Raw genomic sequence first — 14,307 nt, forward strand, 5'->3', positions numbered from 1 at the left:
GGGCGCAACGGTTGTCGCGCCCTTTGTTTTTCTATTGCAGGCGCCGCTCGCGACGCACGCGATCAGCCGAGTTCTTTCACCAGTTCGGGCACCACCGAGAACAGATCGCCGACGAGGCCATAGTCCGCCACGCTGAAGATCGGTGCTTCGGCGTCCTTGTTGATCGCGACGATCACCTTGCTGTCCTTCATGCCGGCCAGGTGCTGAATCGCGCCGGAGATACCGACTGCGACGTACAACTGCGGCGCGACGATCTTGCCCGTCTGACCCACTTGATAGTCGTTCGGCACATAGCCCGCGTCGACCGCTGCGCGCGATGCACCCAGCGCCGCGCCGAGCTTGTCCGCGAGCGGCTCCAGCACTTGCGTGTAGTTCTCGCCGCTGCCGAGTCCGCGCCCGCCCGAGACGATGATGTTCGCGCTCGTCAGTTCCGGGCGGTCGAGCTTCGTCACTTCGCGGTTCACGAACTGCGAGACGCCTGCATCGGCCGCTGCTTCGATTTTTTCGACCGATGCGCTGCCGCCTTCCGCCGCGACCGGATCGAAGCCCGTCGCGCGCACCGTGATGACCTTGATCGGATCAGCCGATTGCACCGTCGCGATCGCATTGCCTGCGTAGATCGGACGCTCGAACGTATCGGCGCTCACCACAGCGGTGATTTCGCTGATCTGTGCGACGTCAAGATGCGCGGCGATACGCGGCGCGATATTCTTGCCATAGGCCGTCGCTGGCGCGACGATGTGCGAATAATCCTTCGCGATATTCAGCACCGTGCCTTCGACGTTTTCCGCGAGTCCTTCCGCGAGTTGGGGCGCATCGGCGAGCAGCACCTTGGAAACGCCCGCGATCTTCGCGGCCTGATCCGCCGCGCCCTGCGCGTTCGAACCCGCAACGAGAATGTGAATATCGCCGCCCAGCTTGGCCGCTGCCGCGACCGTGTTCAACGTCGCCGCCTTGATCGACGCGTTGTCGTGTTCTGCAATTACGAGAGTCGTCACGTTAGATCACCTTCGCTTCGGTTTTCAGTTTCTCGACCAGCGTCTTCACGTCCGGCACCGTCACGCCGGCGCTGCGCTTGGGCGGCTCGGTGACCTTCAGCGTCTTCAGACGCGGCGCGACATCGACGCCAAGATCCGCAGGCGTGACCGTCGTCAGCGGCTTCTTCTTCGCCTTCATGATGTTGGGCAGCGTCACGTAGCGCGGCTCGTTCAGGCGCAGGTCGGTCGTTACCACGGCGGGGAGTTTCAGCGACAGCGTCTCCGCGCCGCCATCGACTTCGCGCGAGACAGTCGCGCGCCCATCGGCGATCACGACTTTCGATGCGAACGTCGCCTGCGGCAGGTCCGCCAACGCGGCAAGCATCTGGCCGGTCTGGTTCGAATCGTCGTCGATCGCCTGCTTGCCGAGAATCACGAGCTCCGGCTTTTCCTGATCGACCAAAGCCTTGAGCAGCTTCGCCACGGCGAGCGGCTGCAACTCTTCGGACGTTTCAACAAGAATCGCGCGATCCGCACCGATCGCCAGCGCCGTGCGCAGCGTTTCCTGACACTGCGTGACACCGCACGACACCGCGATCACCTCGGTTGCGACGCCCGCTTCCTTCAGACGCACCGCCTCTTCCACGGCAATCTCGTCGAACGGGTTCATCGACATTTTCACGTTGGCGAGTTCGACGCCCGTGTTGTCCGATTTCACGCGGACCTTCACGTTGTAGTCGACCACGCGCTTGACTGGCACCAGAATTTTCATCCACACGCTCCAAAGTTACGATTACGTCAACCCAGCGTCATTATACGAGCGGCGCGTTTGCGCTTCGGCCATCGACAAGCGAGCAGGGTCAGCGTGCAATAGATTTGATGCTACTTTAATCGAACGGTCGTTCGCTTCCCATCCCAAAAAACCCGGAGACGCTGCGAAACCCTCTCACCAGGCCGCGATGACCGAGCCGGCGTACTTGCCTTCGATGAACTGCTTCACCTCCGGCGAATGATAGGCGGCCACGAGCTTGCCGACCCACGGCTTGTCCTTGTCGGCGGCGCGGATGGCGATGATGTTCGCGTACGGGCCGTGCGGATTTTCGATGGCGATGGCGTCGGATTTGGGCTTCAGGCCCGCTTCCATCGCGAAGTTCGTGTTGATGGCGGCGGCATCGACATCGCCGAGCGAGCGCGGAATTTGCGCGGCGTCCAGCTCGACGATCTTCAGCTTCTTCGGATTCTCGACGATATCGAGCGGCGTCGCCTTCAGGCCCGCATCCGCGCGCAGCTTCAGCAAGCCCTGCTTTTGCAGCAGCAGCAACGCGCGGCCGCCGTTGGTCGGATCGTTCGGCACGGCGATGCGCGCGCCATTCGGCAACTCATTCAGCGACTTCAGCTTCTTCGAATAGATGCCCATCGGGAACGTGACCGTATCGGCCACCTTGATGAGCTTGTAGCCGCGGTCTTTCACCTGCGCGTCCAGATACGGCTGATGCTGATAGCTGTTCGCGTCGAGATCGCCCGCCGCGAGGGCCGCGTTCGGCTGCACGTAGTCGGAGAATTCGACGACCGTGATCTTCAGCCCGTTCTTCGCGGCGACCTGCTTCACGACTTCCATGACTTGGGCGTGCGGGCCGCCCGTCACGCCAACCTTGATGGCGTTGTCGTCCGCGTGCGCGAGCGTGCTGATGAGCGATGCCGCGCCGAGCGCCGCGGCGAACTTCAGGATGAATCGACGTTGCATGTGCTGACCTTCTTCTTGATGGAATTATTTGTGGCTCAGACGGCGCACGAGCCAGTCGCCGAACGACTGCACGAGCTGCACGAACACGATGAGAATGACGACGACCGCCAGCATGACTTCCGGCAGGAACCGCTGATAGCCGTAGCGAATGCCGAGATCGCCGAGACCGCCGCCGCCGATCGCGCCCGCCATCGCCGAATAGCCGACCAGCGAGACGAACGTGATGGTGAGTCCCGCGACGACGCCCGGCAGCGATTCGGGCAGCAGCACCTTGAAGACGATCTGGCTCGTGGTCGCGCCCATGGCCTGCGCGGCTTCGATGAGACCGCGATCCACTTCGCGCAGCGCCGTTTCGACGAGCCGCGCGATGAACGGCGCCGCCGCGATGGTGAGCGGCACGACCGCCGCCGCCGTTCCGATCGACGACCCGACGATGAGCCGCGTGAACGGAATGACCGCGACGAGCAGGATGATGAACGGCGTCGAGCGCACCGCATTGACGATGCCGCCGAGCACGCGGTTCACGGCCATGTTTCGCAGCACGCCGTCGCGGTCGGTCAGATAGAGCAGCACGCCGAGCGGCAGGCCCACCGCCGCGCCGACGAGTCCCGAGATGCCGACCATGATCAGCGTTTCCCAGAACGACTGCACGAACATGTCGAACATTTCACTCAACATGGGACAACTCCTCCACCACCACGCCTTGCGTGCGCATATAGGCGATCGCCTCCGCGACCTTGACCGGCTGACCGCCCGCCAGCACGGCGAGCGATCCGAACGCCTGACCCTGAATCTCGTCGATCTGCCCGTGCAGGATGTTGAAGTCCAGTTCGTAGCGCCGGATCGTCTCGGAAAGAATCGGCTGGTCGACGCCCGAGCCCGTGAACGCGAGCCGCAGCAAATGACCGCTGCCGCTCTTGAGCCGCTCGGCGACGCGCGCTTTCAACGCGGGCGGCAGCTCGTGCGCGATGACATCGCCGATGAGCGCGCGCGTGACTTCGTGATGCGGCTGCATGAAGACATCGACGACCTTGCCTTCCTCGACCACGCGCCCCGCATCCAGCACGGCCACGCGGTCGCAGACCTGCTTGATGACTTCCATCTGATGCGTGATGAGCACGATGGTGAGCCCGAGCTCGCGATTGATCTTGCGCAGCAGATCGAGAATCGCGCGCGTCGTTTCGGGATCGAGCGCGGACGTGGCTTCGTCGGAGAGCAGCACTTTCGGATTGCTCGCGAGCGCCCGCGCGATGCCCACGCGCTGCTTCTGCCCGCCGCTGATCTGCGCCGGATACTTGTCCTTGTGCGTGGTGAGGCCGACGAGGTCGAGCAGCGGCAGCACCGCCGCTTCGATCTCCGCGCGCTTCTTGCCCGCGAGTTCGAGCGGCAGCGCGACGTTGCCGTACACGGTGCGCGACGACAGCAGGTTGAAGTGCTGAAAGATCATGCCGATGTCGCGGCGCGCGGCGCGCAGGTCGTCGGGGCGCAGCGTCGTGAGATCGCGGCCATCGACGATCACGTTGCCTTCGCTCGGCCGCGTCAGCAGATTGAGCGTGCGCACCAGCGTGCTCTTGCCCGCCCCGCTGCGCCCAATGATGCCGAACACTTCGCCGGCCGGAATCGTCAAGTTGACGTTGTGCAGCGCTTCGACCCAGCCTCGGGGTCCCGCGAAACGCTGCGAGAGGTTACGTATGTCGATCATGGAAACGCGACGCGGTGGCTGCCGAAGGAATTTGCTATCGCAAAGCGGACTGCCGCGCGGCTCGTGATTTTGAGGCAGCGATTCTACCGTGTCGGTTAGATTTCTTTTAATAATCGAAATCGATGCTCTCATTGCCAAATCTTATATGATCGCGCGCTTTATCTGTCTCCCCGGTTTGATCATTGTGGAAGAAACGATTCGCGCCGAGATGAATTCATCTATTAACGAGACGAGCGCCGAGTTAGATTCAACACTCCTAAATGACTGTGGAGTCGTCAAAAAATGAAGAAAACGGCTGCTTTCTCTGTTGCCGCAATCGCGTTTTCCGTTGCAGCCGCTGCGCCGGTCACCGCATTCGCCACGCAGGACGCTTATGTGCAATTAAGTTGCACAGGCGGAACAAGCGGGACCTGCACCGTATCGGCCAGGGGCGGCGGCCTCGCCTCTGGTTCCGCCACCGCCTTCCACTGGCGGGGGACGGATATTTCGATCGTTCCCACAGGCCCCACGACGGCGACATTTTCATGTCCGTCGCACGCGACCCCAACCGGCTACATCACAGCCTTCACCGGTAGGGATGGGCAAGCCGGGGAGATGGTTCTGAGTGCGTCCACATACATCGTGTGCCTCCCGCCAGAACAGAAATAAATGCAGTAACCGGCGAGGCGCAGCGTCAAATCTGCGCCAATGCCCGCAAGTGCGCGACGACGCTACGCCCGAGCGCTGACAGGTTGTATCCGCCTTCGAGACAACTGACGATGCGCCCTTCTGCGTGCCGCTCGGCGACCGCACGAATCTGCTCGGTGATCCACGCGTAATCGTCTTCCACCAGGCCCATGTTGCCGAGGTCGTCTTCGCGGTGCGCGTCGAACCCGGCAGAGATAAACAGCATCTGCGGCTTGAATTCCTCGAGACGCGGCAGCCACATCATGTCAATCACTTCGCGCACCGCCATGCCCTTCGTGCGCGCGGGCAGCGGCACGTTCACCATGTTCGGCGCGTGGCTGTCCGCGCCGCTGAACGGATAGAACGGATGCTGGAAGAAGCTGCACATCAGCACGCGCGAGTCGCCGGTGAAGGCGGCTTCGGTGCCGTTGCCGTGATGCACGTCGAAGTCGATGACCGCGACGCGTTGCAGTCCGTGCACTTCCAGCGCATGACGCGCGGCAATCGCGACGTTGTTGAAAAGACAAAAGCCCATCGCGCGCGCGGGCTCCGCGTGATGGCCCGGCGGACGCACGCTGCAAAACGCGTTGTCGTAGCGGCCTTCGATGACGGCATCGGTCGCCGCGACGGCCGCGCCCGCCGCGCGCAACGCCGCGCGATACGACTGCGGACACATCGACGTGTCCGGGTCCAGTTCGCTTCGCCCATGTTCGGGCGTGCGGCTCTTGATGTAGTCGATGTGCGCCTGCGTGTGCACGCGCGCCAGATCGGCTTCGTCGGCGAGCGGCGCGTCTTCGCGCTCGATCAGGGCGTCGATACGGCTCGCGATGAGTTGATCTTCGATTGCCTGAAGGCGCGCGGCGCATTCGGGATGCCACTGGCCGTTATCGTGCTGAAGGCAGTCGGAGTGGGTGTAGAAGCCGGTGGCCATGATGTCTCGCAGTGCCGCTGTCGTCGGCGCGTCTCGTCTTTTTTCGTCATACGCGATCCTGTGCCGCGCATTTGACGTTAAGTTACCACACCGTTCGAAACGGCCGTCGCGCCGAGTTTTGCCGAGCCGCATCGGCATGGCGCGCGCAGGGCGTCGGTTATACTGCCCCGACGCCCCGGCAGCCAGCGCCGACGGCACGTTGCAGGCCAATGCGCTCGGTCAAGAATCGTTGCAAGAAGCTGCACGCGACGGCAGAACATCCGGCATCGCCCTCAATCGCTCACCAAGCACACTATGACTTTTCAGCTTGCCTCGCTCGATTCCTCTCTCAAGCCGCTGACGCGCGCGTTCATCGCTTCGTTGCTGTGCGCAATCGGCGGCGTTTGCGGCAACAGTGCCCTGGCGCAGTCGCAGCAGCCGCAGAGCGCGACGCCGCAAGGGCAAGTGTTCGAAGAAGAGATCGTGCCGCAGCGGTACGCGAACAACCCGAATGTCGACGCGTTCATCAACGACATGGTCGCGCGCTACGATTTCGATCCCGCCACGCTGCATGACCTCTTCAATCGCGTGAGCTACTCCGCGACGGCGGTGAAGCTGGTGTTGCCGTCGCCCACGCCCTCGCTCAAGAACTGGCGCGCGTACCAGTCGCGTTTCATCGAGCCGATTCGCATCAACGCGGGCGTGAAGTTCTGGCGCGCGAATCAGGCCACGTTGCAGCGCGCGTCCGCGCAGTTCGGCGTGCCGCCGGAAGTGATCGTCGGCATCATCGGTGTCGAGACCATCTACGGCAAGTACATGGGCAATTTCCGCGCGCTCGACGCGCTGACCACGCTCACGTTCGACTACCCGAACACGCCGAACCGCGCCGAACGTCAGGCGACGTTCCGCAAGAATCTCGAAGACCTGCTCGTCTGGACGCGCGATTCGCAAATCGATCCGACGACCGTGCTCGGCTCGTACACCGGCGCCATCGGTATTCCGCAGTTTCTGCCGAGCAGCATCGTGCAGTACGCGGTGGACTTCGACGGCAACGGCCGCATCGACTTGCGTACGAGCCCGGCGGATGCCATCGGCAGTGTCGCGAACTATCTGAAGCAGAACGGCTGGGAGCCGGGCCGTCCGGTCGTGTGGCGCATTGCGGGCGATGAAGGCAGCCAGGGCATCGCGCAAGCCGCGGCCGACGGGCAGCCCGAGCCGCACTGGTCGCTCGCGCAATTGACGAAGGCAGGCATGCTGCTGACCGAACCGGGCCTGAATCTGGGCGCGGAGGCGGCCACGCCGCTGACCGTCGTGGACCTGCCGACGCCGGGCCGCGCGACCGAATACACGCTCGGCCTCAAGAACTTCTATGTGCTGACGCGCTACAACCGCAGCTTCTTCTACGCGCTCGCCGTGTATCAGTTGGGCGAGGCCGTCAAGGCGCGCATGGCGGCGGGCGACGCGTCGCAGTAAGGTCGCTTCTCATCGGCGGTCCGCCGGGCGAAGCGGACCGCGAATGATGAGCGCGCTCAGGCGGGAAAGACGCCCGTCGACAGATAACGGTCGCCGCGGTCGCAGACGATGAACACAATCGTCGCGTTCTCGAGCTGACGCGCAACGCGCAGCGCGACTTCGCACGCGCCGCCTGACGAAATGCCGGCGAAGATGCCTTCCACCGACGCGAGCCGCCGCGCCATTGCCTCGGCTGCCGCCTGACTCACGTTCTCCACGCGGTCCACGCGGCTCCGATCGAAAATCTTCGGCAAGTACGCTTCCGGCCACTTGCGGATACCCGGAATGCGCGAGCCTTCTTCGGGCTGCGCGCCGATGATCTCGATTCTCTCGTTCTTCTCCTTCAGATACTGCGACACGCCCATGATCGTGCCAGTCGTGCCCATCGAGGAGACGAAATGCGTGATGCGTCCTTCGGTCTGCCGCCACAGTTCCGGACCGGTGGTTTCATAGTGCGCGAGCGGATTGTCCGGATTCGCGAACTGATCGAGGATGATGCCGCGGCCGTCGCGCTGCATCTGATCGGCGAGATCGCGCGCGTACTCCATGCCGCCTGTGACCGGCGTGAGAATGATTTGCGCGCCGTACGCGCCCATGCTCTGACGCCGCTCGATGGACAGGTCCTCCGGCATGATCAGCACCATCTTGTAGCCGCGCACGGCTGCTGCCATCGCGAGCGCAATGCCGGTGTTGCCGCTCGTCGCCTCGATCAGCGTGTCGCCCGGCTTGATGCGGCCGCGCTCTTCAGCTTTCCTGATCATCGACAGCGCCGGACGGTCTTTCACCGAGCCGGCCGGGTTATTGCCTTCGAGCTTGCCGAGCACGACGTTATTGCGGCTGCGGATTTCATCGTCCACCACGCGGACGAGTTGCACGAGCGGCGTATTGCCGATCGTGTCTTCGATAGTCATGTAAGCCATAGCGGACTGAATTCGGGTTCCACGGAACGGCCGCGCATGTTTGTGCGCGCGTTCGCCGGAATATTGATATGGGAGTCCACTGATTGTAGCCCACCGCTTCCCGCCATGCGCCTCGCCCCTCCCGCGCGGATGGCTACGCGAGCGGCCGAACGCGCGGCTTTCGTCACGCAAAAAACCCGCGGCGAGGCAGACCGCGGGGAGCCCAAACATCCGAAGGCTGAAGGAGCGAAGAAACCCGTTGCAGCGCGCGGCCGCCGACAAGCCGCGCCGCGCGCCCTACCGCTTACTTCTTGACGACCACAGGCTTGGACGCCTGCGACGACAGCACCGGCGTCGCGCTGACGCCATTTGCGCCAGTGGCCGCTGGGGTGCCGGTGGCCGCCGTCTTCGACGCCGTGCCGATGGTCAGGCCTTCGGCCGTGAGCCGTTGCACCGTCTTGCCGCCCATGCCTTTGACGCGCGAGCTGAGATCGGCCGCATCCTTGAATGGGCCGTGCGCCTGACGTTCATCGAGAATGGCTTTCGCCTTCGCCGGGCCGATGCCCTTGATGCCGCGCAGGGCATCGGTATTGGCGGTGTTGACATCGACCGCTGCGAGCGCCGATCCGATGGACAGGGTGAGCGCGAGCGCAACGAGGGTCGAAAGGGCTTGCTTGAACATGCTGAGTCTCCAGAAGAACCGGCCGGCGAACAGTGCCGACCGCGAGACCCAGTGTAGAGAGACTTCGATGGCGTTTATAGCTGGCCGAATAGCCAACGCACGTAGCGGTCGACGCCTTCCTGAACGGTGAGAAACGGCGCTTCGTAGCCGGCTGCGCGCAGGCGCGTCTGGTCCGCTTGCGTGAAGCACTGATACTTGCCGCGCAGCGCGTCGGGGAACGGAATGTACTCGATCAGCCCGCGTTGCACCAGCTCGGCGAGCGACAGCGGCGCTTCGCCGTCGATCGCGCGAAGCGAGTTGACGACCGTCGACGCGATGTCGTTGAACGGCTGCGCGCGCCCCGTGCCGAGATTGAAGATGCCCGACTTCTCCGGATGATCGAGAAAGTGCAGATTGACCTTCACCACGTCTTCCACGGACACGAAATCGCGCGTCTGCTCGCCCGCCGCGTAGCCGTTGTATTCGCCGAAGAGCTTGACCTTGCCTTCGGCGCGGAACTGGTTGAAGTTGTGGAACGCGACCGACGCCATGCGCCCCTTGTGCGTCTCGCGCGGACCGTACACATTGAAATAGCGAAAGCCGACGATCTGGCTGCCTGCCTTCGGCAAGACCTGACGAACGATCTGATCGAAAAGGAACTTCGAGTAGCCGTACACGTTGAGCGGCTTCTCGACTTCGCGCTCCTCGACGAAGCGGCTCGACCCGCCGTACGTGGCCGCCGACGACGCATACAGAAACTGCGCGCCCTGCGCGAGGCAGATGTCCATCACGTCCCGGCTGTACCGGAAGTTATTGTCCATCATGTAGCGGCCGTCGGTTTCCATCGTGTCGGAGCAGGCGCCTTCGTGGAACACCGCGCGCACCTTGCCGAAGTCGCCGCGCCGGAAACGCTCGACGAACTCGGTCTTGTCCAAGTAATCGTCGATCTCGCAATCAACGAGATTCTTGAACTTGTCGGCGCGCGTGAGGTTGTCCACCGCGATCACGCGATGCTCGCCGCGCTCGTTGAGCGCCTTGACGATATTGCTGCCGATGAAGCCGGCCGCCCCGGTAACGATGAAAGTCATGTGAGATCAGGCGAAGAGTTCGTTGTAGTCGACGGTCGCCGTGCCGAGCTTGCCCACGACGATGCCGGCCGCGCGGTTCGCGTACGCGATCGAATCGACGAGCGGCACGCCTGCGCCGAGCATCGTCGCGACCGTTGCGATGACGGTGTCGCCCGCGCCCGACACATCATACACTTCGCGCGCTTCGGCCGAATTGTGCAGCACCTGGTTCTCCGTGAAGAGCGTCATGCCCTCTTCCGAGCGCGTCAGCAAGAGCGCGCCGAGGTCGAGGTCCGCGCGCAGCGTCGTCACGCGCTCGTGCAGGTCTTCCTCGGACTTCCAGTGGCCGATCACTTCGCGCAGTTCCGCGCGGTTCGGCGTGATGAGCGTCGCGCCGCGATAACGCTCCCAGTCGTCGCCTTTCGGATCGACGAGCACGGGTTTGCCGGCCTCGCGCGCGTCGGCGATCATCTTCGTAACGTGCGTGAGACCGCCTTTGGCGTAGTCCGACATCAGAATGACGTCGTGCTGCGGCAGCAGTTCGGTGAAGCGTTCGAGGCACGCGCGCAGCACTTCGTGATTCGGCGTGTTCTCGAAGTCGACGCGCAGCAGTTGCTGCTGGCGCGACAACACGCGCAGCTTGATGGTCGTGAGCAGTTCCGGGTCGCGCGCGAGGTGCGCGGCGACCCGGCTCTCGCCGAGCAGCTCGACGATGCGCTCGCCCGGCTCGTCATGCCCCACGACGCACAGCAGACCCGCCTGCGCGCCGAGGGCCGCCGCGTTGCGCGCGACGTTCGCCGCCCCGCCCAGGCGATCCTCCTTCTTCTGCACGTGCACGACCGGCACGGGCGCCTCGGGCGAGATGCGGTTCACATCGCCGAACCAGTAGCGGTCGAGCATCACATCGCCGACCACCAGCACGCGCGCCGCGGAAATGCGGGCGCGCGGCACCACTGGGATATTCGCCGGGCTATTGCCGGCTGCCATTGCCGTCGAGTTCGACATGGGGACGTCCTATTGCAAAATAATCGATGCCTAGTTCTGCCATCGCTTCCGGTTCATACAAATTGCGGCCGTCGAAGATAACCGGCATCTTCAGCTCGCTCTTCAAGTGCCCGAAGTCCGGACTCTTGAATTCCTTCCACTCCGTCACGATGACGAGCGCGTCCGCGCCCGTCAACGCTTCCTGTTGCGTTTGCACGAAGTGCAGACGCTCCATGTCTTCGCGGCGGCCTTCGAGATCGAGCGCGAACACGCGCTGCGCCTCGGCCATCGCGACCGGATCGTACGCTCGCACCGTCGCGCCGCGTTCGAGCAGCGACGCGATCAGACGCCGGCTCGACGCCTCGCGCATGTCGTCGGTATTCGGCTTGAACGCGAGGCCCCACACGGCGAACGTGCGGCCGCGCAGGTCTTCGCCCATGCGCTTGACGATCTTGTTGACGAGCACTTCCTTCTGCGCGTTGTTGACCGCTTCGACCGATTCGAGAATCTGCAGCCGATGTCCGTTTTCGCGCGCCGTCTGCACGAGCGCCTGCACGTCCTTCGGGAAGCACGAGCCGCCGTAGCCGCAGCCCGCATACAGGAAGTGATAGCCGATGCGCGGGTCCGAGCCAATGCCGCGACGCACGGATTCGATATCCGCGCCGACCGCATCCGCCAGATTCGACAGATCGTTCATGAACGAGATGCGCGTGGCCAGCATGGCGTTGGCCGCGTACTTCGTGAACTCGGCGGAGCGCACGTCCATGTAAAGCGTGCGTTCGTGATTGCGGTTGAACGGCGCGTAGAGGCGCTTCATCATTTCGCGCGCGCGGTTGCCGGCTTGATCGTCGTCGATGCCGATCACGATGCGGTCCGGTCGCATGAAGTCGTCGACCGCGGCGCCTTCCTTCAGGAACTCGGGATTCGATACGACCGAAAAGCCGTCGTCGCGTCCGCGCGCCTTCAGTTCTTCGTCCACGACGCGCTTGACTTGCAGCGCCGTGCCGACCGGCACCGTCGATTTGTCGACGATCACCTTGAAGCCGTTCGAATAGCGTCCGATATTGCGCGCGGCCGCGAGCACGTACTGCAGGTCGGCCGAGCCGTCTTCGTCGGGCGGCGTGCCGACCGCGATGAACTGAATGTCGCCGTGCTCGACGCTCGCCTTCACGTCGGTGGAGAACTGGATGCGCCCCGCTGCACGCGTGCGCTTGAGCATTTCCTGGAGGCCCGGCTCGTGAATCGGCACGCCGCCGTTATTGAGAATCTCGATCTTGCGCGGATCGACGTCGACACAAAACACGTCATTGCCGATTTCAGCGAGGCAAGCACCGGTCACGAGACCGACGTAACCCGTACCAACGATGGTAACTTTCATAGCTCTCCGTGGGTTTCTAAGATAGCGGCGATGATGATGAGCGCGAAACAGCGCGCTCGCGATAGTGTGCGAACTCAGGCCGAACTCGTGATCGGTTCGACGCGTCGTGGCGCGTAAGTCTCCCAGCCGCTGCAGCCGGGGCACTGCCAATAGAATAGACGCGCGCGGAATCCACACGTTTGACATGTATATCGCGGCAAATTCTTGGTGCGTTGCTTGACGAGCGTGCGCATGAGCTGCAGTTCGCCCCGACGCGGCTCCTCGGCGGTCGCTTCCTGCGCTTCGAGCAGGCGCGTCATGCCCGCGAGGTTCGGAGCGATCTCCATTTGCCTGCGCACGAGCGCGTGCGCCGCATCGAGACCGCGCAGTTCCTGAACATGCTTGTACGCGACATCCAGAAGATCGTTCGACGGATAGCGCGTCGCGTAGTCGATCAGCAAGTCGACGCCCTCTTCCTTGCGACCCAGCGCGGCATAGGCCTTCATCAGCTTCTCGGCGACGAGCGGCAGATACGCTTCGTTCTGCGCCTCGACGCGCTTCCAGACGGCAATCGCGGCTTCGACGTTGCCGGCGGCGGCTTCGGCGTCGCCCGAGAGAATCGTGGCGCGGACGTTGTCCGGATTCGACGCCAGCGCGAGCTTCAGTTCGGCGCGCGCATCGTCCTGATTCTTGCGCTGCAAGGCTTCCTGCGCGAGTTCGCAGTGGAAATGCGCGATTTCCATGTGCAGCGACGGCGCGCCCATCTTCTCGATGCGCTCGGCCGTGGTGATGGATTTCGGCCAGTCCTTTTCGATCTCGTAAATCGTGAGCAACGCGCGTTGCGCGCCGAGCAAATATTCGCCGGCTTCCAGCGACCTAAACGTTTCCTCCGCGCGATCCAGCAAGCCCGCTTTCAGGAAGTCCTGCCCCAGTTCGTACAGCGCGTGATCGCGTTCGGCAGCCGGCAGGTCCGCGCGGCTCAACAGGTTCTGATGCACGCGAATGGCGCGATCCGTCTCGCCGCGCCGCCGGAACAGATTGCCGAGCGCGAAGTGCAGTTCGATGGTTTCAGGGTCCAGCTTGGCGACTTCGATGAACGCGTCGATCGCCTTGTCGTGTTGCTCGTTGAGCAGGAAATTCAGGCCGCGAAAGTACGAGCGCGGCAGGTTCGCATTCTCGGATAACAGCGTTTTCAGGTCGTAGCGGGATGCCATCCAGCCTAGCGCGAAAGCGACCGGGATGACGAGCAGCCACCAGAAGTCTAGATCCATGCGAATGTTCGGTGAGTCGGTTAGGTGTCTGCTACGGGCGGGATCGAGCAAGCGCCGCCGCCCGGACGATGCGCGTATCAGATGAGCGGCGGCATCGGCGGTTCTTCTTTGACCAGCGGCGTTTCCCGTGCGGCGCGCACATCGCGCTTAAGACGCCCGTTTTCGAGCCGCAAGCGCAGCATCGCCGGCACCGCCGAAACGAGCCCCGCGAGCAGCCCGACCACGAAGAACGCCAGCCCGATCAGGATCAGCGGCGCCTGCCAGGCGTAGCCTGCGAGGAAATTCAGCGTCGCCGTCTGCGTGTTGGCCAGCGCCAGCACGAGCAACAACACGAAGACCAGAACGCGGATCAGCCAGACTATGAATTTCATGAACGTCTCGCAATGGCGGTGCATCTCGCGGCCGTCGCTTCGCCGTTCGGCCTACGTGATTACCCGAGTCAAAGTGACCGGTATTGTAATGGATGCGTTTGCTTCGAAGCACCGGCGCGGCCCAAGCCTCCGACGAAACGTCCGAACTATGTGCGCTAGCGAACGCGAGGCGCCGCGTGCAGCCCG

14 protein-coding genes are annotated in these 14,307 nt (G+C 63.4%); 1 reads left to right on the forward strand and 13 read right to left on the reverse strand.

Translation table 11 applies throughout. From position 1 onward, the window contains the following. Positions 1-62: 62 nt before the first annotated feature. The 6 genes from JYK05_RS09485 to JYK05_RS09510 all read right to left on the reverse strand — a co-directional run bounded on the left by JYK05_RS09485 (position 63) and on the right by JYK05_RS09510 (position 6,020). The gene (locus JYK05_RS09485) at positions 63-998 is read right to left on the reverse strand and encodes an electron transfer flavoprotein subunit alpha/FixB family protein (RefSeq protein WP_206466748.1); all 936 of its coding nucleotides are present in this window, start codon (positions 996-998) and stop codon (positions 63-65) included. A 1-nt stretch (position 999) separates the two neighbouring features. Further along, positions 1,000-1,749 carry an electron transfer flavoprotein subunit beta/FixA family protein gene (locus JYK05_RS09490; RefSeq protein WP_206466749.1) on the reverse strand — a complete coding sequence of 250 codons (750 nt, stop codon included), beginning with the start codon at positions 1,747-1,749 and terminating at the stop codon, positions 1,000-1,002. A gap of 174 nt (positions 1,750-1,923) precedes the next feature. Beyond that, positions 1,924-2,721 (reverse strand): MetQ/NlpA family ABC transporter substrate-binding protein, encoded by a 798-nt coding sequence (locus JYK05_RS09495; protein WP_206466750.1) that lies wholly within the window; start codon positions 2,719-2,721, stop codon positions 1,924-1,926. 24 nt (positions 2,722-2,745) lie between these two features. Then, positions 2,746-3,399 (reverse strand): methionine ABC transporter permease, encoded by a 654-nt coding sequence (locus tag JYK05_RS09500; protein ID WP_175944601.1) that lies wholly within the window; start codon positions 3,397-3,399, stop codon positions 2,746-2,748. After that, on the reverse strand, positions 3,389-4,423 hold the full coding sequence (locus JYK05_RS09505) for a methionine ABC transporter ATP-binding protein (RefSeq protein ID WP_206466751.1): 1,035 nt from the start codon (positions 4,421-4,423) through the stop codon (positions 3,389-3,391). The genes JYK05_RS09500 and JYK05_RS09505 overlap by 11 nt, the downstream gene beginning before the upstream one ends. 673 nt (positions 4,424-5,096) lie before the next feature. Next, positions 5,097-6,020, reverse strand: a complete 924-nt coding sequence (locus JYK05_RS09510) for a histone deacetylase family protein (RefSeq protein ID WP_175944606.1) — start codon at positions 6,018-6,020, stop codon at positions 5,097-5,099. A gap of 294 nt (positions 6,021-6,314) precedes the next feature. Between JYK05_RS09510 and mltB the strand changes: the two genes are divergently transcribed. Further along, on the forward strand, positions 6,315-7,472 hold the full coding sequence (mltB, locus tag JYK05_RS09515; protein WP_175944608.1) for a lytic murein transglycosylase B: 1,158 nt from the start codon (positions 6,315-6,317) through the stop codon (positions 7,470-7,472). A 56-nt stretch (positions 7,473-7,528) separates the two neighbouring features. Here mltB and cysM read toward each other — a convergent pair whose 3' ends face one another. The 7 genes from cysM to JYK05_RS09550 form a co-directional block, all read right to left on the reverse strand. After that, positions 7,529-8,431: a cysteine synthase CysM gene (gene cysM / locus JYK05_RS09520; protein ID WP_175944610.1), complete on the reverse strand. Its 903-nt coding sequence runs from the start codon at positions 8,429-8,431 to the stop codon at positions 7,529-7,531. A 283-nt stretch (positions 8,432-8,714) separates the two neighbouring features. Next, positions 8,715-9,092, reverse strand: a complete 378-nt coding sequence (locus JYK05_RS09525; RefSeq protein WP_206466752.1) for a helix-hairpin-helix domain-containing protein — start codon at positions 9,090-9,092, stop codon at positions 8,715-8,717. Positions 9,093-9,166: 74 nt separating this feature from the next. Continuing rightward, positions 9,167-10,159 carry an ADP-glyceromanno-heptose 6-epimerase gene (rfaD, locus tag JYK05_RS09530; RefSeq protein ID WP_175944613.1) on the reverse strand — a complete coding sequence of 331 codons (993 nt, stop codon included), beginning with the start codon at positions 10,157-10,159 and terminating at the stop codon, positions 9,167-9,169. Positions 10,160-10,165: 6 nt separating this feature from the next. Next, on the reverse strand, positions 10,166-11,143 hold the full coding sequence (gene rfaE1 / locus JYK05_RS09535) for a D-glycero-beta-D-manno-heptose-7-phosphate kinase (RefSeq protein WP_241269792.1): 978 nt from the start codon (positions 11,141-11,143) through the stop codon (positions 10,166-10,168). Then, positions 11,109-12,500 carry a UDP-glucose/GDP-mannose dehydrogenase family protein gene (locus JYK05_RS09540; protein ID WP_175944615.1) on the reverse strand — a complete coding sequence of 464 codons (1,392 nt, stop codon included), beginning with the start codon at positions 12,498-12,500 and terminating at the stop codon, positions 11,109-11,111. The genes rfaE1 and JYK05_RS09540 overlap by 35 nt, the downstream gene beginning before the upstream one ends. A gap of 74 nt (positions 12,501-12,574) precedes the next feature. Continuing rightward, complete coding sequence (gene lapB, locus JYK05_RS09545) at positions 12,575-13,750, reverse strand: lipopolysaccharide assembly protein LapB (RefSeq protein WP_206466753.1); 1,176 nt, start codon at positions 13,748-13,750, stop codon at positions 12,575-12,577. Between the two features lie 77 nt (positions 13,751-13,827). Next, complete coding sequence (locus JYK05_RS09550; RefSeq protein WP_206466754.1) at positions 13,828-14,121, reverse strand: lipopolysaccharide assembly LapA domain-containing protein; 294 nt, start codon at positions 14,119-14,121, stop codon at positions 13,828-13,830. Positions 14,122-14,307: the final 186 nt, after the last annotated feature.

Source organism: Caballeronia sp. M1242 (genome assembly GCF_017220215.1).
Lineage (GTDB): Bacteria > Pseudomonadota > Gammaproteobacteria > Burkholderiales > Burkholderiaceae > Caballeronia.